The 21,160-nt window shown below is 39.7% G+C and carries 17 protein-coding genes and 2 tRNA genes; all 19 read left to right on the forward strand.

Annotated features, from left to right (window positions below; genetic code table 11):
• Positions 1-36: 36 nt before the first annotated feature.
• The 19 genes from mfd to hslO all read left to right on the forward strand — a co-directional run bounded on the left by mfd (position 37) and on the right by hslO (position 21,143).
• Entirely contained in the window at positions 37-3,564 is a 3,528-nt protein-coding gene (gene mfd / locus RI196_RS00300) for a transcription-repair coupling factor (protein ID WP_242009343.1), read from the forward strand.
• A gap of 190 nt (positions 3,565-3,754) precedes the next feature.
• A complete protein-coding gene (gene spoVT / locus RI196_RS00305) occupies positions 3,755-4,291 on the forward strand; it encodes a stage V sporulation protein T (protein ID WP_063387575.1) in 537 nt (178 codons plus the stop codon).
• Positions 4,292-4,991: 700 nt separating this feature from the next.
• The gene (locus tag RI196_RS00310; RefSeq protein ID WP_311066714.1) at positions 4,992-6,611 is read left to right on the forward strand and encodes a putative polysaccharide biosynthesis protein; all 1,620 of its coding nucleotides are present in this window, start codon (positions 4,992-4,994) and stop codon (positions 6,609-6,611) included.
• A complete protein-coding gene (gene yabN, locus RI196_RS00315; protein WP_311066715.1) occupies positions 6,604-8,082 on the forward strand; it encodes a bifunctional methyltransferase/pyrophosphohydrolase YabN in 1,479 nt (492 codons plus the stop codon). The genes RI196_RS00310 and yabN overlap by 8 nt, the downstream gene beginning before the upstream one ends.
• Positions 8,079-8,342, forward strand: coding sequence for an RNA-binding S4 domain-containing protein (locus tag RI196_RS00320; RefSeq protein WP_063387573.1), 264 nt, complete (start codon positions 8,079-8,081; stop codon positions 8,340-8,342). Before yabN ends, RI196_RS00320 begins: the two co-directional genes overlap by 4 nt.
• Positions 8,343-8,453: 111 nt before the next feature.
• Positions 8,454-8,759, forward strand: coding sequence for a sporulation protein YabP (gene yabP / locus RI196_RS00325; RefSeq protein ID WP_063387572.1), 306 nt, complete (start codon positions 8,454-8,456; stop codon positions 8,757-8,759).
• Positions 8,760-8,800: 41 nt separating this feature from the next.
• Positions 8,801-9,376 carry a spore cortex biosynthesis protein YabQ gene (gene yabQ / locus RI196_RS00330; RefSeq protein WP_240326796.1) on the forward strand — a complete coding sequence of 192 codons (576 nt, stop codon included), beginning with the start codon at positions 8,801-8,803 and terminating at the stop codon, positions 9,374-9,376.
• Between the two features lie 20 nt (positions 9,377-9,396).
• Positions 9,397-9,774: an FtsB family cell division protein gene (locus tag RI196_RS00335; protein WP_063387570.1), complete on the forward strand. Its 378-nt coding sequence runs from the start codon at positions 9,397-9,399 to the stop codon at positions 9,772-9,774.
• An 82-nt stretch (positions 9,775-9,856) separates the two neighbouring features.
• The gene (locus RI196_RS00340) at positions 9,857-10,234 is read left to right on the forward strand and encodes a S1 domain-containing RNA-binding protein (protein ID WP_063387569.1); all 378 of its coding nucleotides are present in this window, start codon (positions 9,857-9,859) and stop codon (positions 10,232-10,234) included.
• 170 nt (positions 10,235-10,404) lie between these two features.
• Positions 10,405-10,481: transfer RNA gene (locus RI196_RS00345), tRNA-Met, on the forward strand.
• A gap of 10 nt (positions 10,482-10,491) precedes the next feature.
• Positions 10,492-10,563, forward strand: a tRNA-Glu gene (locus RI196_RS00350).
• A 349-nt stretch (positions 10,564-10,912) separates the two neighbouring features.
• Positions 10,913-13,396: a stage II sporulation protein E gene (gene spoIIE / locus RI196_RS00355; protein ID WP_311066716.1), complete on the forward strand. Its 2,484-nt coding sequence runs from the start codon at positions 10,913-10,915 to the stop codon at positions 13,394-13,396.
• 76 nt (positions 13,397-13,472) lie between these two features.
• A complete protein-coding gene (locus tag RI196_RS00360; protein WP_066247229.1) occupies positions 13,473-14,204 on the forward strand; it encodes a vWA domain-containing protein in 732 nt (243 codons plus the stop codon).
• A complete protein-coding gene (gene prkT / locus RI196_RS00365) occupies positions 14,173-15,147 on the forward strand; it encodes a serine/threonine protein kinase PrkT (protein WP_063387566.1) in 975 nt (324 codons plus the stop codon). The genes RI196_RS00360 and prkT overlap by 32 nt, the downstream gene beginning before the upstream one ends.
• Positions 15,148-15,354: 207 nt before the next feature.
• Positions 15,355-16,731: a tRNA lysidine(34) synthetase TilS gene (tilS, locus tag RI196_RS00370; protein WP_311067311.1), complete on the forward strand. Its 1,377-nt coding sequence runs from the start codon at positions 15,355-15,357 to the stop codon at positions 16,729-16,731.
• A 20-nt stretch (positions 16,732-16,751) separates the two neighbouring features.
• Positions 16,752-17,294, forward strand: coding sequence for a hypoxanthine phosphoribosyltransferase (hpt, locus tag RI196_RS00375; protein ID WP_066247237.1), 543 nt, complete (start codon positions 16,752-16,754; stop codon positions 17,292-17,294).
• Between the two features lie 93 nt (positions 17,295-17,387).
• Positions 17,388-19,349, forward strand: coding sequence for an ATP-dependent zinc metalloprotease FtsH (gene ftsH / locus RI196_RS00380; protein ID WP_066247240.1), 1,962 nt, complete (start codon positions 17,388-17,390; stop codon positions 19,347-19,349).
• Positions 19,350-19,477: 128 nt separating this feature from the next.
• Positions 19,478-20,251, forward strand: a complete 774-nt coding sequence (locus RI196_RS00385; protein ID WP_063387562.1) for a type III pantothenate kinase — start codon at positions 19,478-19,480, stop codon at positions 20,249-20,251.
• Positions 20,252-20,258: 7 nt separating this feature from the next.
• On the forward strand, positions 20,259-21,143 hold the full coding sequence (hslO, locus tag RI196_RS00390) for an Hsp33 family molecular chaperone HslO (protein WP_066247243.1): 885 nt from the start codon (positions 20,259-20,261) through the stop codon (positions 21,141-21,143).
• The last annotated feature ends 17 nt before the right edge of the window (positions 21,144-21,160 follow it).

Below are 21,160 nucleotides of genomic sequence, written 5' to 3' on the forward strand. Positions count from 1 at the left end.
AAAGCATTTTTATATTTGTCGAGAGGAGGCTGGAGTTTGGAAAGCCTGTATCAATTTTTTTATGCGCAAAACGACTTTCAAGCAGTTGTAGACGGTATAAAAGAAGGTTTGAAAGAGCAAATGGTAGCCGGACTTTCTGGCTCAGCAAGGTCTGTATTTATTTCCGCTTTTTACAAAGATATCAAACAACCGATGCTGGTTGTGACTCATAACCTTTATCAAGCTCAGATCATTTATGAAGATTTAAATAATTTACTAGGCGATTCCGTCTATTTGTATCCTGTAAATGAATTGATCGCATCTGAGATCGCAGTCGCAAGTCCAGAGCTAAAAGCACAAAGGATGGAAGTGTTGAATCGTTTATGTAAAGGTGAAAAAAGCATCGTTGTAGCCCCTGTTGCTGCATTAAGACGAATGCTCCCACCGAAAGAGTTATGGAAAAGCCATCAGCTTTCTATTTCTGTTGGAGGAACATTTGAATTAAACGAGAAGCTTCCGCATCTTCACTCAATGGGATATGAACGTGTTTCCATGGTGTCTGCTCCTGGGGAATTCAGCGTGCGCGGTGGAATTATTGATATTTATCCTTTAACGGAGGAACATCCTATTCGCATCGAACTATTTGATACGGAAGTAGATTCAATCCGAACGTTCAGTCTTGAAGACCAAAGATCGATTGAAATGATTCAAGAAGTGACAATCGGACCGGCAGAAGAAATCATTTTAACGGACAGCCATTATGAAAAAGGAATGAAGCAGTTAGAAGCGGCTTTATCAAACAGCTTAAAGAAATTGAAAAAAGATGAGCACAAAAATTTATTTATAGAAAATATCCGCTATGATCTGGAAAAATTGCAAAATAGGCAGAAGGATCAGGAGTTCTTTAAATATTTTTCATTCTTTTATGACAAACCTGCTAGTTTGCTAGATTATTTCCCTGCGGATACGGTTATTGTCATTGATGAAGTAAGCCGTGTGCATGAAATGGTTGATCATCTTGAGAATGAAGAAGGAGAATGGTTTACTTCTTTACTGGAACAAGGGAAAATTGTCCATGATGCGAAAGTGTCCCATAAATACTACCAGCTTATACGTGACACATCTTATCCAATTGTTTATTTATCACTGTTTTTGCGGCATGTCCCCTATACAAACCCGCAAAATTTGATGAACGTGTCTTGCAAGCAGATGCAAAATTTCCATGGACAAATGCACTTGTTGAAATCAGAAGTTGATCGCTGGATCAAGGCAAATTACACCGTAGTTTTTCTCGGTGCAAATGATGAACGGACCAAAAGACTTGAACGGGTGCTTGGAGACTATGAGATTGAAGCGGTCATTTCTGATTCAAACCACATTCTGTCAAAGGGGCTGCACATTTTAAAAGGAGATTTACAGACAGGCTTTGAACTTCCTTTAGGACGACTTGCGGTCATAACGGAAGAAGAACTTTTCAAAAAGAGGGTTAAACGAAGACAGCAAAGGCAGAAGCTTTCAAATGCAGAAAGAATTAAAAGCTATTCTGAGCTTGAAGTGGGAGATTATGTCGTACATGTTAATCATGGGATTGGAAAATATCTTGGAATTGAAACTTTAGAAATTAACGGTATACACAAAGACTACCTGCACATTCGTTACCAAGGAAATGACAAACTGTATGTTCCAGTTGAACAAATTGATCAAGTTCAAAAATATGTGGGCACAGAAGGAAAAGAGCCGAAAATTTACAAATTAGGCGGAAACGAATGGAAAAGAGTCAAGAAAAAAGTGGAATCGTCTGTTCAAGATATTGCTGACGATTTAATTAAACTGTATGCTGAGCGGGAAGCAAGCAAAGGCTATGCGTTCAGCCCTGATTCGGAAATGCAAAGGGAGTTTGAAGCAACATTCCCTTATAAAGAAACAGAAGATCAGCTTCGTTCCATTCAAGAGGTGAAAAAGGATATGGAACGGGAGCGGCCGATGGATCGACTTCTTTGCGGAGATGTCGGATATGGGAAAACCGAGGTGGCGATTCGGGCTGCCTTCAAAGCGATTATGGATCAAAAACAAGTTGCCTTTCTTGTTCCGACAACCATTTTAGCGCAGCAGCATTACGAAACGATCAGGGATCGTTTTCAAGATTACCCAATTAACATTGGTGTATTAAGCCGCTTCCGGACGAGAAAAGAGCAGAATGAAACGATTAAAGGCTTGAAAAATGGAACGATCGATTTAGTCATTGGAACACATCGTTTGCTTTCCAAAGATGTTCAATTTAAAGATTTAGGCTTGTTGATTATTGATGAGGAGCAGCGATTTGGAGTTACACATAAAGAAAAAATAAAACAAATGAAAGCAAACATTGATGTGTTAACTTTGACGGCAACTCCGATTCCAAGAACACTCCACATGTCCATGATCGGCGTGCGTGATCTATCAATTATTGAAACTCCTCCAGAAAATCGCTTTCCTGTTCAAACATATGTAGCGGAATATAACCCAATGCTTGTGAAAGAAGCGATCGAACGTGAATTAGCGCGAGGAGGTCAAGTATACGTTTTATATAACCGGGTTGAGGATATCGACCGGAAAGCCAATGAAATCTCTATGCTTGTTCCAGATGCAAGAGTAACCTTTGCACATGGAAAAATGTCTGAAAATGAGCTTGAATCGGTAATATTAAACTTTTTGGATGGCCAATATGACGTGCTTGTCAGCACAACTATTATTGAAACAGGTGTGGACATTCCGAATGTAAATACATTGATTGTTTATGACGCCGATAAAATGGGGCTTTCTCAGCTCTATCAATTGCGCGGGCGTGTCGGTCGTTCCAATCGTGTCGCTTACGCATATTTTACTTACCGGAAGGACAAAGTTTTATCAGAAGTTGCTGAAAAACGATTGCAGGCCATTAAAGAATTTACTGAATTAGGTTCAGGTTTTAAAATTGCGATGCGTGATTTGGCCATTCGGGGAGCCGGTAATTTGTTAGGTCCTCAACAGCATGGCTTCATTGATTCGGTAGGTTTTGATTTATATTCCCAAATGCTGAAGGAAGCGATCGAACAACGGAAAGGTGAACGGCCAAAAGAGACAAAAAGGGAAGTTGAAATTGAGCTTGAATTAGATGCCTACATTCCGCAGTCTTACATTGATGATGGAAAACAAAAGATTGACATGTACAAAAGGTTTAGAGGCATCGAAACGTTTGATGATTTACAGGAACTGCATGAAGAATTATTGGACAGATTTGGCGAGTATCCAAAGGAAGTAGACTTTTTGTTTAAAGTAGCGAAGCTAAAGTTATATGCACGGCAAGAAAAAGTCGAAGTCATTAAACAAACGAAAGATCTTATCACGATTCTTATTTCAGAGGAAGCAAGCAGCTCCTTTGACGGACAAAAATTGTTCGAGCTAACGGATGAATTCGGTCGCATAGTCGGGTTTGGCATGGAAGGGAAAAGGCTGAAATTAACATTGCAAATTCATAATTTAGAAACTGAAAAATGGCTGTCTATTTTAATGAAGCTGTTGGCAGGCTTAAAAGACGCAAAGAAAGAAGAAGTTTCTGCCGGCTAATATTGAAACAGGGTTAAAATGGAAATGCTGGCAATGGGTTTTTAAGCGGTGTTTGGAAAAAATTCGCTTTCATCATGTATATTACGTGGTTAGTGAAGGATACTAATTTCAACGATGGTGATTGTTCCAAAAATGGAAAAAGGGCAATCGCTACTTTACTAATCTTTAGATGAAAGTGAGGCAGCATAAGATGAAAGCAACTGGTATCGTTCGACGGATTGATGATTTAGGCCGTGTAGTCATTCCTAAAGAAATTCGAAGAACATTGCGTATCCGTGAAGGCGACCCATTAGAAATTTTCGTTGACCGAGATGGTGAAGTAATACTGAAAAAATACTCCCCAATCAGTGAATTGAGTGATTTTGCGAAAGAATATGCTGAAGCGTTATTCGATAGCTTAAACAGCCCCGTTCTCATATGTGATCGTGATGCTATTATTGCTGTTTCCGGAGTTTCGAAAAAAGAGTATTTGAATAAAAATATAAGCGAGCTGCTGGAACGGGTGATGGATGAACGGCAATCGGTTTTCATTTCAGAAGAAGAAGAAATTGAAATCGCTGATGGTGTAACAGAACAAGTAAAATCTTATTGCATTGGACCGATCATTGCAAACGGTGATCCTATCGGGGCTGTTGTCATATTTTCGAAAGAGCAGCCTTTAACAGAAGTAGAAAGTAAGGCAGTTGAGACAGCCGCTAGTTTTTTGGCAAGACAAATGGAACAATAAAGGGAATAATTACTTTTTTACTTCTTCCACAAGCAGACTGTCTCCAACACCACGTTAATAAAAGAGACCACAGAATTCACAACAGTTTCTGTGGTCTCTTCTTTATTTCCACTCTTCACGTATTTAACGAACGACGGCGCTACCTGTTTAAAACATCTTTCGGATGGAAAGCTACAACGTAAAACATGATTGTGTTGGATGGATTTATTTCCATCATTTTCAAAGTTCATCTATATGATATTTCGACACGGTTTGTTGAAGTTCTGGTTTTCCTCTTTAGGAACAGACTAAAACCTTTTGTTCCTCTAATTCACCTTCTTATTTTGGGGAATTTTTCTAAAATCCTGCCGATGAATTTGCCAAGAAAGCTCATCACTTCGAAGGGCGGACAGCCAATTCCCTTCACAATAGTCAACAGGATAGCGGGCATTTCATCGCTGTTAAATTTTATTGAGCGTGGCAAGGAGCAGAAAATAAACCTTTCAGGAAAGGTGTCTCTAGGTTTGCGAAAACCACGAAGGTTAAAAATGGGGTATGTGTTAGATTTTTTTTATTTACGGAACTTATGCCGGAATTTGGACTTAAAAGCCGTGAAGTTTAGCCGAGCGCTCTAAAGATTCTCTTTCGGCCGAATGTGGACGAGATTATGTTATAATATGCTGGAAAAAGATGAAGCATGAATTTTGGAAGGAGTAAACGTGTGATTCAAAATGTGCCTCAAGCAAGAACGAACAAATTTTTGCAAGGTGCGGTTTTATTGACGGCTGCTGGAATCATTACGAAAGGATTAAGTGCTATCTACCGAGTTCCTTATCAAAATATTGTAGGGGATATCGGTTTTTATATTTATCAGCAAATATATCCGTTTTTAGCAATTGTCATGGTTTTATCGACAACGGGATTTCCGGTTATTCTGTCAAAGCTGCTGAATGAGTATAGCGATGGCAGCAATTTTAAAAATTTCCGGAAAATATTGGTCGTCTGTTTTTCTTTTTTTGCTTTGATCAGTCTGTTTTCGTTCACGAGCTTGTTTTTAGGAGCTGACAAGCTTGCCCGTTGGATGGGTGATCCGAAACTGGCGCTTTTATTAAAAGCGGCTGCATGTTCGTTTCTGTTTTTTCCATTTATTTCAATGCTAAGAGGCGTTTTTCAAAGCTGCCATGAAATGCTGCCGGTATCTTTGTCGCAAATCGTTGAACAAGCTATACGGGTCGGTGCTTTTTTATCGATCACTTGCTTTTTCGTTTATAATGGATTCGATCTTTATGAAACAGCTGCCGGCGCCATTTTTAGCTCCCTCATTGGGTATATCGGGGCGTTTATGCTTTTGCTTGTATATTGGAAAAAAAGAGTGCCGTTACCGCTTTCCCGATCATCGAAAGAAGCGGCTGTATCTGTGAAAAAGATCTTAATCAAATTGCTGATTTATACTGTGACCTTTTGTTTGACGAGCATGCTGATGATTTTTATGCAATTGGCAGATTCATTTCAGCTGTATAAACTGATGGTCAGCAGCGGTGCAGATCCTAAAGCAGCGAAAATAGCAAAAGGCATATATGATCGGGGACAACCGCTATTGCAGGTAGGAACGGTTGCAGCTACATCTCTCGCATTGTCTCTTGTTCCGCTTATTTCATCGTTTCGGCATAAAGCATTTCAATATATTCAGCAGCATGTCGCTTTATCTTTTAAAATTTGTTTGATTGTCGCCATCGGGGCTACGGCAGGTTTAATTTCCATCATCGAGCAAGTTGATTTCATGCTGTTTGCCGATACAAAAGGGGCGGGCGTATTATCGGTGTTCAGCATTTCGATTTTATTTAGCTCGGTTGCGATAACGTCTGCCGGCATTTTGCAAGGAGTCAATGAAACCGTCTGGCCGGCTTTATCTGTTTTAGCCGGAGTAGCCGTGAAAATCTTACTCAATGAATGCTTCATTCCGTTTTTCCATACATACGGGGCGGCATTGGCGACTGTTTGCGGATATGGAGTCGTGTGCTTGTTGAATCTAGCGGTTTTAAATCGGAAAAAATATAAGTTAGCTTCTTTCAAGGCTGTATGGAAAATGATTGGCTCTGCTGTTGTCATGTTTTTATCGATCAAGCTTTACTTTTTTCTATTTGATTTTTTTATATCAGACGAAACGCGTATGAGCGCTTCCATTCAATCATTGACAGCTGTCGTTTTCGGAGCGGCTGTGTATATGTTTTTCATCATCCAATCAGCCATTTTTACAGGGAAGGAAATAGAGAGCTTGCCTTTTAAAAATAAACTGGTTTGTTGGATCAGTGCATGGAAAGAGAGGAAGGAAAATGGATAAGCAAATTACGATTGTTGGCCTGGGCGCGGGGGATGTCGATCAGCTGCCGCTAGGGGTTTTTAAAATTTTGACCTCCAGTCTGCCGCTATTTGTAAGAACAGAGGATCATCCTGTTTTAAGTGAAATTAAAGACGAAATTGGCTCGTTTCAGTCTTTCGATTCCGTTTATGAAATGTTTGATCAATTTGAAGATGTTTATGCGGAAATTGCAAAAAAACTATTGGAGGAAGCAGAAAAATATCAGCATATCGTATATGCGGTACCTGGACATCCGCTTGTTGCAGAAAAAACCGTTCAGCTTTTGCTGAAGGAAATGGAGCAAGGAAAAGTAAATGTGTCGATACAGGGCGGACAATCGTTTTTGGATGCAATGTTTCAAGCTCTGCGCATCGATCCTGTCGAAGGCTTGCAATTCATTGATGCGCAGGATATGAAGCGGGAAGAGCTTTCCTTTCGGCAGCATTTGATTATTTGCCAAGTTTATGACAAGATGATTGCATCGGATGTGAAATTGACGTTAATGGAAGACTTGCCGTTCGATTATGAAGTTTACCTCGTAACGGCTGCAGGGAGCAAATACGAGGACATTAAAAAAGTTCGATTATATGAAATGGATAGATGTGTAGAACTGAGCAATTTAACATCGTTATACATCCCGCCGGTCAAGGATGAACAATTGCTGTATCATCGCTTTTCAGCGTTGCGAAACGTCATTCGAACACTTCGCGGGCCAAACGGCTGTCCGTGGGATCGAAAGCAAACCCATCAATCATTAAAGCGGTACTTAATTGAAGAATGCTACGAGCTGATTGAAGCTATTGATGAAAATGATATTGATCATATGATTGAAGAGCTCGGAGACGTTTTGCTTCAGGTGGTGCTTCATGCCCAAATTGGAGATGACGAAGGATTTTTTACCATTGATGATGTGATTCGCATGTTAACAGATAAAATGATCCGCCGCCATCCCCATGTTTTTGGCAATGTCGAGGCACAAAATGCAGAAGAAGCTGTAAAGAGCTGGGAGGAAGCAAAAAAATCTGAAAACAGGAATGAGAGCGAATCACTTTTAGATTCTGTTTCAAAGGCGCTCCCAGCTCTGTCAAAAGCTTATCAATATCAAAGAAAGGCGGCGAAAGTCGGTTTCGATTGGCCGGATGTACTGGATGCTTGGGAGAAGGTGTCAGAAGAACTGCAGGAGTTTAAAAAGGAAATCGATAATGGAGATGGTGGAACGGAAAAAGCAAAAGAAGAGTTCGGCGATATTCTGTTTGCTCTTATTAATGTTGGAAGATTTTACGAAATTGAGCCTGAAGAAGCATTAGTCATGACAAACGAAAAGTTTTCGCGGAGATTTCGGTTTATAGAACAAAAGGCCCGTAATGCTGGGAAAAATTTAAAAAGTATGTCTTTGGCAGAAATGGATCAATATTGGGAAGAGGCTAAAATGAAAGAGGGGGATCGGAAATGAGATTAGATAAATTTTTAAAAGTATCGAGGCTGGTGAAAAGACGCACGCTTGCCAAGGAAGTGGCAGATCAAGGAAGGGTGACAATCAACGGGCATCCAGCAAAAGCGAGCTCCAATGTGAAGGTTGGCGACGAGCTGTCCATTCAATTTGGACATAAGGTAGTGACAATAAAAATCGAATCTATAAATGAAACAGTAAAGAAGGAAGAGGCAAAAAATCTTTATACCATTTTGAAGGAAGAACAAAGGACAGATTTATAAAACGCTCCCTGTATTGTACAAGGAAACATCAAGGCTTGTTCTAAACCCTGCACATCTTACATAAAAATGTAAAAGGAAAGCATCCATTAATTAGAGTGCGGGGGGATGATAATGAGCCAGTATTATGGCGGTAACCATTCACATAAAGAAACCGTGCAGGAGCATAATGTAGTCATGAAGGACCGGAAGCTGTTAGATATTTCTGGCGTGAAGCAGGTGGAAAGCTTTGATAATGAGGAATTTTTGCTTGAGACGGTAATGGGTCCGCTCGCGGTTCGGGGAGAACATTTACAAATGAAAAACTTGGATGTCGATAAAGGCGTCGTATCCATAAAAGGAAAAATTTATGAAGTTTCTTATTTAGATGATTTCAGCTCGGAGAAGGCTAAAGGGATTTTTAGCAAGTTGTTTAAATGACCCTTACCACTCAATTTTACACCATGATTGCGATGATCGGCATGGGCAGTTTTCTAGGCGCCGCACTTGATACTTACAATTTTTTTTTAAAAAGATGGGATCGAAAAAGGTGGGTTGTTTTTTTAAACGATTTAGTATTTTGGGCGGTTCAAGGACTTTTAACTTTTTATGTTCTATTGTATGTAAATCAAGGGGAATTAAGATTTTATGTATTTTTAGCACTTTTATGCGGTTTTGCCGCCTATCAAAGCCTCCTACGGAACGGATACATGGCATGTTTGCGGATTATGATAAAAATCGCTGTTTCTATATACCAATTTTTTGTAAAAATCGTTTTACTGCTTCTTATCAATCCTATTAAATGGATAGTTCATATGGCGATAGCATGTTCTATGTCTCTTTTACTATTTTTATGGAAGGTTATCAAATGGTCTTCACAACTCTTATTCAAGTTATGTAAAATTTTATTAGCGCCATTACTATGGGGATTGAACATACTTTGGGGAAAAGCTCCTCAACCAATAAAGCAAAAGATGCTGCATTCGAAACAAATCATAGAAGGAATATTCATAAATATAAAGAATATGTTACGTAAGCTGTATCGTCGGTTCCGCTAAATTTAGGAGGGATTGCAGGAATGAGAGAGAAACGAGAGTTGAATGTAGCTATGCTGCAGCAAACAAATGAACCCGGACAAGAAGTTAAAGCTGAGATGAGACAAAGAAGAAAACGAGGGCTAATTCGACGGTTAGCTGCATTTGGTATAATGGCTGTTACTTGTATTGCGATTATGGCGTCAACGCTCGTTTCTCAATCAATTGCTATCAATAAGAAGCTTGAAGAAAAAAAACAGCTTGAAACAAAACTGGAGAATTTAAAAGAAGAGGAAAAAGATTTGAAGGCAGAAATCATCAAGCTGAAGGATGAAGAATATATCACAAAGCTTGCAAGAAAAGATTATTTTTTATCTGATGAAGGAGAAGTCATTTTTAATATTCCGGGGAATGAACAGTAATATTGACCCCGTTTTTTTATTTTTGTATAATTAAATAAATTATTTTTAATTTTTTTATGATTTAAGGAGGAGCATTTTTTTTATGTCAATTGAAGTTGGCAGCAAGTTACAAGGTAAAGTAACTGGCATTACGAATTTTGGAGCATTTGTGGAGCTGCCAGGAGGCTCAACAGGACTTGTTCATATTAGTGAAGTTGCTGACAATTACGTGAAAGACATTCATGATCATTTAAAAGTCGGCGATGAGGTTGAAGTCAAGGTTATTAATGTAGAAGAAGACGGAAAAATCGGATTGTCCATCAAAAAGGCAAAAGATCGTCCAAAAAAACATGATCATCGTTCCAAAGAAAGTTTTGAGCAAAAAATGAGCCGCTTTTTAAAAGAGAGCGAGGACCGTCTTGCTTCACTTCGGCGTCACACTGAATCAAGACGAGGAGGGAGAGGAGCAAGAAGGGGGTAACTTGCTGCTGTTAATGTTATAGATGATCGCAGACCGCCACCTGAAGATTCAGGTGGTGTATTTAAATTGTCCGAAAATTATTTTTTTATTTTATTGTTGACGGCTCTCATGTTCATATGTATTATAGAACATGTGCGTATTTTACATGAACATAAAGATGCAGTTGATTTGGCGGCGTAGCTCAGCTGGCTAGAGCGTACGGTTCATACCCGTGAGGTCGGGGGTTCGATTCCCTCCGCCGCTACCAATTGAATATTGGCCCGTTGGTCAAGTGGTTAAGACACCGCCCTTTCACGGCGGTAACACGGGTTCGAATCCCGTACGGGTCATGAGAAGAGGCTCTTTCTTTAAAAGAAAGAGTCTTTTTTTATGGAAAAGTTTAAAATTTTGTATTTATATAGGATAGATAAATTTAATTTTTCACCGATTTCAACAAGTTCCGACTCATGTTTTTCGGCTTTCGCTTTTAAAACGGACCAACACGCTGTTACAATCATCTCTTTGAAATGACGCGACTCAATGTCTCAATGGGCTGCTCTGTTCCTTTTAAAAGATTTGTCGTCTATAACAGAAATCGTCGAAATATTCTTATAAACAATTTCCTCCTTTTGACAAATTCCTTTATGAAAAGCTTGTATAATGACTATCAATTACGGTAGTAGGAGGAGTGTCGCTATAATGGAAAAAGTTGAGAGAAGATTTCTGATACCTTTTGCCAATGTCCAATTGGAAAGAACACAATCACTTCTATGGAGATCTTGGAAAAGAGCGGGGCTGCATTTGCATTCTTTTCTGTTTCACAAAGGGTTTGTTTATGTATTGGTCGGGTTTTTGCTGGGGAGAGCTTTTATTTTATCTGAAATTATTCCGTTCGCCCTTCCTTTTTTTGGAGCTGTATGGCTTTTAAAAAGGGACAAGGCATTGCTTGCTGCACTATCACTAATTGCAGGGGCATTCACCATCTCATTGGAATTATGTTTGTTAGTGCTTTCTTCTATATGTATATTTCTTTTGCTTCATAAAATGACTAGTTTTTTCATTAAAACAGATGAAATAAAAATATTGCCTTTTACGATTTTTTCGGGACTTGCTGCCAGCCGCCTTTTATATTCAAAGTTAACTGCAGGATTTATCAGCACGTACGATCTTTTAATGACAGGGGTTGAGGCAGGTCTGTCGATCATCCTGACGTTGATTTTTTTGCAGAGCATCCCGCTTCTTTCAGTGCGGAAATATAAACAAACTTTACGAGTCGAAGAGATTATCTGCTTGATGATTTTGCTTGCGTCCGTCATGACGGGCTTAGTTGGAATCAGTTACCAAAATATACAGGCGGAACACGTTCTTTCACGATATATTGTCCTATTGCTCGCTTTTACCGGAGGTGCAGGCATCGGATGTACAGTTGGTGCTGTAACAGGTTTGGTGCTTAGCCTGGCGAATGTCTCCAATTTGTATCATATGAGCCTACTTGCATTTTCAGGTTTATTGGGAGGTCTGCTAAAGGAAGGACAAAAAGCAGGAGCGTCAGTTGGCCTGATCATTGGCTCACTTTTAATCACGCTATATGGAGAAGGATCGGCTGATGTTTGGACAACCTTATGGGAATCGGGCGCCGCGGTTTTGCTGTTTTTACTGACCCCGAAAAGCTTTACAGAACAGTTGGCAAAGCATATTCCTGGAACAAACGAGCATGTTTTGGAGCAGCAAAAGTATGTTCGAAATATACGTGATATAACTGCTCGGCGGGTTGATCAATTTTCTAACGTTTTTCGGGCATTATCTGAGAGCTTTTCGACTTTTTACCCGGAGGATGGAGAGGATGTAGAAAGAGAAACGGATTTATTTTTAAGCAAGATCACCGGACAGACATGCCAAACTTGTTTTAAGAAGGAGAAATGCTGGGTCAACAATTTTGACCAGACATATCAATTAATGAAGCAAGTGATGAATGAAACGAAAGAAAAGACGTATGCAAATAATCGCAGATTGCAGAAAAAGCTTCACAGGCATTGTTCGAAAGCTAATCTAGTGGTCGGGACGATTGAGCAGGAAATGCACTTTTTAGAAGCGAATCGGAAATTAAAAAAGCAAGTGCAAGAAAGCAGAAGATTGGTAGCTGAACAGCTGCTAGGAGTTGCTCAAGTAATGTCCGACTTTTCTCGGGAAATGAAAAAGGAACGGGAACATCATTTTCTGCAGGAAGAGCAAATTTTCTATGCTCTTCAAAACTTCGGTTTAGAAATTGGCCATATTGATATATACAGCCTTGAAAAAGGGAACGTCGATATAGAAATGAGCATTCCGTATTGCGGCGGCCATGGAGAATGTGAAAAAATTATTGCTCCGATGCTTTCCGATATATTAAACGAAATGATCATCGTGAAAAATGAAGAATGTGCAGGTTATCCAAATGGATTTTGCCACGTTGTGTTCGGTTCTGCAAAAGCATACAAAGTAGAAACGGGTGTTGCTCATGCTGCAAAAGGAGGAGGTCTTGTTTCAGGCGACAGCCATTCCATGATTGAATTGGGCGTCGGAAAATTTGCCATAGCCATTAGCGATGGAATGGGGAACGGGGAAAGGGCTCATTTTGAAAGCAATGAAACGATTAAATTGTTGGAAAAAATTCTTCAATCAGGCATTGATGAAAAAATTGCTATCAAAACCATCAACTCTATATTGTCGCTGAGAACGACAGATGAAATTTATGCAACATTAGATTTGTCTATCATTGATTTACAAAGCGCCAATTGCAAATTTATGAAAATCGGATCTACTCCGAGTTTTATTAAACGAGGAAATAAAATTATCAAAATCGAGTCTAGTAATTTGCCGATCGGCATTATCGATGATTTTGAGGTGGACATTGTAGACGAACAGCTAAAAGCAGGAGATTTATTAATTATGATGAGTGACGGAATATTTGAGGGACCAAGGCATGTAGAAAATTATGATTTATGGATGAAAAGAAAAATAAAAGAAATAGAGACTGATGATCCACAAGAAATAGCCGATTTAATTATGGAGGAGGTGATCCGCTCCAGATCGGGGGCAATCGATGACGATATGACGGTTGTGGTGGCTCGAATTAATCATAATACACCGAAATGGGCGGCGATCCCTGTTTCAAATTTTTATAAATCGAAAAAGATAAGCTGATTTTCTGCCATGCTTAGTATAAAACGTTTTCCTTCTGGTGAGGATGGTAATAAATCATTGACCAGGAGGAGGAAAAATGAGAAAAGGGACATTAAAACAAATTTTGTTGTTAACTGACGGATGCTCAAATCATGGTGAAGATCCAATTGCTATGGCGGCTTTAGCTAAGGAGCATGGGATTACTGTCAACGTAATTGGGATTTTAGAAGAGAATGTGATAGATCAAGATGCAATGCAGGAAATAGAAGGAATTGCTGAGGCAGGGGGAGGAGTGAGCCAGGTAGTTTATGCCCATCAGCTTTCACAAACAGTACAGATGGTCACTAGAAAAGCGATGACACAAACATTGCAGGGAGTTGTTAATCGTGAATTAAAGCATATTTTAGGAAAATCAACTTCTATTGAAGAGCTGCCGCCTGAACAGCGTGGTGAAGTTATGGAGGTTGTGGAAGAGCTTGGTGAAACGGTCAATTTAGAAATTTTAATTCTCGTAGATACGAGTGCAAGCATGGGGCCAAAGCTTCCAACGGTAAAAGAAGCGCTTTTTGATTTATCCATTAGCCTAAATTCAAGAATAGGCAATAATCAATATTCGCTGTTTATATTTCCTGGGAAAAGATCAGAAACAGAAATTTTATTGGATTGGACTCCGAAACTGGATTCTTTATCAACCATTTTTCCGAAATTAACGACAGAAGGATTGACACCAACTGGTCCGGCGATAAAAGGAGCTATACAACATTTTAAACAAAAACGCTCATTGAGGGGAATGCTCGATGATGAATACCTCGATGAACAAAGCATGTAAAGTTCTTCCCGGTACCATTATTAAAGGAAAATGGCATGGAAACACGTATCGGATATTAAAAATGCTGGGGTGCGGAGCAACAGGGTCGGTTTACCTTATTGAATCCAGTAAAGGGTATGCAGCATTAAAAATAAGTGAAAATAGCATGGGAATCACTTCAGAAGTAAACGTGTTAAAGAGACTGGCCAAGGTCCAAGGTTCGTGCCTTGGGCCTTCTTTGATCGATGTGGACGATTGGTTTAACACAGCTAGCGGAAAGATGCTTCCGTTTTATGTTATGGAGTATGTTAAAGGTGAACATTTTATCCAGTTTATTAAAAATAATGGTGCGATTTGGATTGACGTGCTAATCTTGCAGCTTTTGTCCAATTTGGAGGAGCTTCATCAGTCAGGCTGGGTTTTTGGTGATTTAAAGCCTGACAATCTAATTGTTACAGGACCTCCTCCTAAAATTCGCTGTATTGATGTAGGTGGCACAACGATAAACGGAAGATCCATTAAAGAATTTACAGAGTTTTTTGACAGGGGATACTGGGAATTGGGGACGAGAAAAGCTGAACCGAAATATGATCTTTTTGCAGTCGGTATGATTATTATCAATGCTGTTTTTCAAAAACGCTTTTCAAAAAAAGGAAACAGTAAGGAGCAATTGATGCAAATCATTAACTCCCATCCTTTTTTAAACGAAAGAAAACAAGTGTTGACGAAAGCTTTATTTGGCTCCTATTCATCCGCTTTGGAAATGAAGCAGGATCTTTTGCATCATGTTTCAAACGCTAATTTGCAAAGAAAGAGAAATGTACAAGCACAATCTAAACCGAAAAGGACAGCTAACAATCGAAAAAGAAAGAAAAAGAAAAGCAAAGGGCTGATCGAAACATTGGTGATTATGGTTTGCCTGGCATTTCTATATTCTTTATATATTTTTGCGACACTTCTGTAAATGGCTGCTGCTTGTTTAAAGCGGCAGTGCTTTTCCCCCTTCTCATGCTTCCGCGAGTGCCCCGACTATTTCAAAAAATGTCCGATCTGAACTGCTTCCCTTTTAGGAAAATAACAGTAAAATGCAAAAGGCTTTGTCTTTGCAGAAGGCAGGCAAATAATGATAGGATAAAGATAACTAGAGAAATATTGGATGTGACGGTCTTTGATTCAAAATGTATGTGCGTTTATTGAAAAACATCAATTGCTCCAAAAAAATAGTACGGTCATAGTAGGTGTGTCCGGCGGCCCGGATTCACTGGCACTTCTACATTTTTTAAATACATTTAAAGATCAATTTGGCATCACTGTTATAGCAGCACATGTTGATCATATGTTCCGAGGCATAGAATCACAAAAAGAGATGGAATTTGTCATCAATTTTTGCCGGGAATTAAACATACCTTGTTACGCTAAGCAAATCAATGCGGCCCGTTATGCTGAGAAACACCGGTTGAATGCCCAGCAGGCTGCTAGAGAATGCCGCTACCAATTTTTCTTAGAGTTGATGGATCAGCTTCAGGCGGATGCTTTGGCTCTAGCTCATCATGGAGATGACCAAATTGAAACGATTTTAATGAATCTTGTTCGCGGAACAATAGGGAAGGGACTAGCGGGAATTCCTGTCATACGGCCTTTCGGCAGAGGGAGAATCATACGCCCCTTTTTAGCCGCAACAAAGGATGAAATTTTAAAGTATTGTGAAGAATTTCAGCTGGCGCCCCGATTTGATCCAAGCAATGAAAAAGATACGTATACACGGAACAGGTTTCGCAAATATGTTTTGCCGTTTTTGAAAAAGGAGAACAAAAGGCTGCATGAACATTTTCAATATTTCAGTGAGGTCTTTTTGGATGATGAGCGATTTTTGGAGGAATTAACGAAGGAAAAATTAAATAAAGTAGTGATAAGAAAAACGAATTCTTCCGTTACTATTCATAAACAAGAATATAAAAAGCTTCCTGATCCGATCAAAAGGAGAGCGGTTTATCAAATATTGAATGATCTGATAAAAAGCGGCTCCTTCTCGGCTGTTCATATTGAAAATGTAAACGAATTTTTGATGAAAGCGCACCCTTCGGGGATGCTTCATTTGCCTATGGGGCTCAAAGTCATAAAATCTTATGATGAATGCACCTTTACGTTTCAATCGCCAAATAGTGAATCTTTCTGCTACACGGTACCGGTACCGGGAAAAATACATTTGCCGAACGGAAAAATATTTTTTACTGAAACCTTTTTTGGGATTCCTTCGTATAAAGGTGATGACGTTTTCTATCTTCCAAAAAAATGGTACGTTCCGCCTTTAATTATTCGGAGCAGAAAAAAAGGAGACAAAATGACAATTAAAGGCATGAACGGCACGAAAAAGGTAAAAGATATTTTTATTGATAAAAAAATACCGAGGGAAGAGCGCAACCTTCTCCCAATCGTTGAAAATGGCAACGGCCAAATCATATGGATTCCGCTTGTAAAAAAATCAAATTTAGAGGAAATTAGCATTACCAATGAATCTTATATTGTATTACAATATAAAGAGCAGTGATCTCATCAGGAGGAAAGAAAATGATCGAGGATATTGAAAAAGTCTTAATTTCAGAAGAAGAAATCAAAGAAAAAGTGAAAGAATTAGGGGCGATATTAACGGAGGAATATAAAAATAAGTTTCCCCTCGCTATCGGGGTTTTAAAAGGCGCTATGCCGTTTATGGCGGATTTAATAAAGCATATTAATACATATTTGGAAATTGATTTTATGGACGTTTCCAGTTATGGAAACAAAACCGTTTCATCGGGTGAGGTGAAAATAATTAAGGATTTAGACACTTCCGTCGAAGGCCGGGATCTTTTAATCATTGAAGATATAATCGATAGCGGATTGACATTAAGCTATTTAGTCGATCTTTTCCGGTACCGGAAAGCAGCATCCGTTAAAATTGTAACCCTTTTGGACAAACCGAGCGGGCGAAAGGCAAATATTGAGGCAGATTATGTATGTTTTGAAGTTCCGGATGCGTTCGTTGTCGGTTATGGTCTGGACTATGCGGAAAAATACCGCAATCTTCCGTTTATAGGGATATTAAAGCCTGAAGTTTATCAAAATAAATAATGATCGTTGAAAGGATAGCGTATCAGTTGTGCTGGGATGATTTTCTATGATACTATTGAATATAGTTTGTTTCATTGTGGGAGGAGGTAAGGAATGAATCGGATTTTCCGAAACACCATATTTTATTTGCTGATTTTTTTAGTGGTTATCGGCGTTGTGAATTTTTTTCAGGGCGGTAACCAAAAAACTGAACAAATGACATATAGTACCTTCATCTCCAATTTGGAAAACGGAGATGTTGAAAATATAACGTTAAAACCAGTAAGAGGAGTATATGAAGTCAGAGGACAGCTGAAGGGATATGAAGAAAATCAATACTTTATCACCTATTTATCAGGCGATGACGCATTAAACCTCATCAATACGGCTGCTTCAAAAAATCAAACGGAAGTTAAATGGTCCCCAGCAGATGATACAAACGGATGGGTGCAATTTTTCACATCCCTCATCCCATTTATTATAATCTTTATTTTGTTCTTCTTTGTGCTCAATCAGGCTCAAGGCGGCGGAAGCCGAGTTATGAACTTCGGGAAGAGCAAGGCAAAGCTGTATAACGACGACAAGAAAAAAGTAAAATTTAAAGATGTTGCAGGAGCCGATGAGGAAAAGGCTGAACTAGTGGAAGTTGTTGAATTTTTAAAGGATCCCCGCAAGTTTTCTGAACTTGGAGCGCGCATACCGAAAGGAGTCCTTTTAGTAGGCCCTCCGGGAACTGGTAAAACATTGCTGGCCCGCGCGGTGGCTGGAGAAGCAGGTGTGCCGTTTTTCTCCATAAGTGGATCTGATTTTGTTGAGATGTTTGTCGGTGTAGGTGCTTCTCGTGTTCGGGATTTGTTTGAGACGGCTAAGAAAAATGCCCCATGTATCATTTTTATTGATGAAATTGATGCTGTTGGACGCCAAAGAGGAGCGGGATTAGGCGGCGGTCACGATGAACGTGAACAAACGTTAAATCAGCTTCTCGTTGAGATGGATGGATTTAGCTCCAACGAAGGAATCATTATTATTGCGGCGACAAACCGTCCGGATATTTTAGACCCAGCCCTTCTCCGCCCTGGTCGATTTGACCGTCAAATTACGGTTGATCGTCCGGATGTGAAGGGGCGCGAAGCAGTGCTCAAAGTACATGCACGCAATAAACCGTTGGATGAATCGGTGAATTTGCGGAACATTGCGATGAGAACGCCGGGCTTTTCTGGAGCTGACTTGGAAAACCTATTGAATGAGGCTGCTCTCGTTGCTGCTCGCCAAAATAAAAAGAAAATCGATATGGCGGATATAGATGAGGCAACCGATCGTGTAATTGCGGGACCTGCGAAAAAAAGCAGGGTTATTTCGGAAAAGGAGCGCCGTATTGTTGCCTATCATGAAGGCGGACATACCGTTATCGGTCTCGTTTTAGATGAGGCGGAAATGGTGCATAAAGTAACGATTGTTCCTCGGGGTCAAGCTGGAGGATATGCTGTCATGCTGCCAAAAGAAGACCGCTATTTCATGACAAAACCTGAGCTCCTTGACAAAATAACAGGATTGCTTGGCGGTCGGGTTGCGGAAGAAATTGTTTTCGGTGAAGTTAGCACCGGTGCCCACAACGACTTCCAGCGTGCGACAAATATTGCGCGCAGAATGGTTACAGAATTTGGAATGTCAGAAAAATTGGGTCCATTGCAATTTGGAAGCTCTCAAGGCCAGGTCTTTTTAGGGCGTGACATCCAAAGTGAGCAAAATTATAGTGATGCGATTGCTTATGAAATTGACTTAGAAATTCAGCGCATCATTAAAGAATGTTATGAAAAAGCAAAACGAATTTTGACAGAAAATCGCGATAAACTTGAACTAATTGCAAAAACGTTATTAGAAGTGGAAACACTTGATGCAGAACAAATTAAACATCTGGTGGAACACGGTTCATTGCCTGATAAGTCTGAACAAAAAGCAGCTTCAGAAAATGTGAAAAAAGAAGAGAACAACCAAAAAGATGAAGCTGTAAAAGTCAATATTCAGACAAAGAAAGATGAGGCTCCCTCTATCAAACCGGAGCTTAAAGAAGAATAAGTAATAAAGCCGTCAACTATACAAAGTTGGCGGTTTTCTATTGCCTTCGTGCCCGATAGCAGCCTACTGCGATCAATATGTGATATGATGATGAGGGAATGTTTGAACGAAGGGAAAAGGTGATGGACATGATTTTAGCTTTAGATGTTGGGAATACAAACACCGTGATTGGAGTATACGAAAAAGAACAATTGCTTTACCATTGGCGAATTGAAACCAATCGACATAAAACCGAAGATGAATACGGAATGATGTTTAAATCATTGTTTGAATACGTAGGATTAAAATTTTCGGACATAACGGGAATCATTATTTCTTCTGTCGTTCCACCGATTATGTATGCCATGGAAAAAATGTGCGAGAAATATTTTCATGTAGATCCGCTTATTGTCGGCCCAGGAATTAAAACAGGCCTTAATATAAAGTATGATAATCCGCGTGAAGTTGGGGCGGACAGGATCGTCAATGCAGTTGCCGGTGTTCATTTATATGGCTGTCCGCTTATTATTGTTGATTTCGGCACAGCAACAACTTATTGCTACATTAATGAAAAAGGACAATATGAAGGCGGTGCCATTGCACCAGGGATTAACATTTCCACCGAAGCTTTATACTCAAAAGCCGCGAAGCTTCCTAGAATCGAAATCGCCAAACCCGATCATATTATTGGGAAAAATACAGTAGCCGCCATGCAATCAGGAATTTTATTCGGCTATGTTGGCCAAGTAGAAGGAATTGTCAGAAGGATGAAAGCGCAAGCTAAAAAAGAACCGAAAGTTATTGCAACAGGCGGTCTAGCTGGGTTAATCGCCAATGAATCTGACATGATCGAAATCGTTGATCCATTGTTAACATTAACAGGCTTGCGGTTAATTTACGAACGAAATCTCGGAAGGGAGTAGGAAACAAATGAACGATTATTTAGTCAAATCTTTGGCCTATGACGGAGGAGTGCGTGCATATGCAGTGAAGACGACTGATACAGTGAGTGAAGCTCAACGTCGCCACCAAACATGGCCGACTGCTACCGCTGCTCTTGGAAGAGCAATGACAGCCGGCGTGATGATGAGTTCGATGCTGAAAGGTGATGAGAAGCTGACGATAAAAATAGAAGGCGGCGGTCCAATAGGAGCCATTGTTATTGACAGTAATTCAAAAGGTCAAGTGAGAGGTTATGTATCCAATCCTAAGACCCATTTTGAATTAAATAAACATGGAAAACTGGATGTAGCCCGCGCAGTCGGGAAAAACGGTACATTGTCGATTGTTAAGGATTTAGGATTAAGGGAGCATTTTTCCGGTAAAGTCCCTATTATTTCCGGGGAGCTGGGAGAAGATTTTGCCTATTATTTAGTGACGTCAGAGCAAGTCCCGTCTTCAGTAGGAGTGGGAGTTTTAGTCAATCCTGATAACTCTGTTCTGGCTGCTGGCGGATTTATTATTCAGCTTATGCCGGGAACTGAAGAATCAATCATTACGGAAATTGAGACGCGGTTAAAAACAATAGAGCCGATCTCTAAGCAAATTCAAAAAGGGCTGACTCCTGAAGAAATATTGGAAGGTGTTCTGGGCGAAGGGAATATGAAAGTGATCGATCGCATGCCTGTCAGCTTCCACTGCAGCTGTTCTAAAGATAGGTTTGCAAATGCCATTATTAGTCTAGGAGAAGAGGAAATTCAACAAATCATCGATGAGGATGAAAAAGCTGAAGCTCAATGCCATTTTTGTAATGAGATATATGTGTTTTCAAAAGAAGAGTTGCAGGAATTAAAAGAAGCGGCATCTAGAAAATAGCTTATGGCAGGGAGCTG

Origin of the sequence: Aeribacillus composti, assembly GCF_031760945.1 — a bacterium.
Lineage (GTDB): Bacteria > Bacillota > Bacilli > Bacillales > Aeribacillaceae > Aeribacillus > Aeribacillus composti.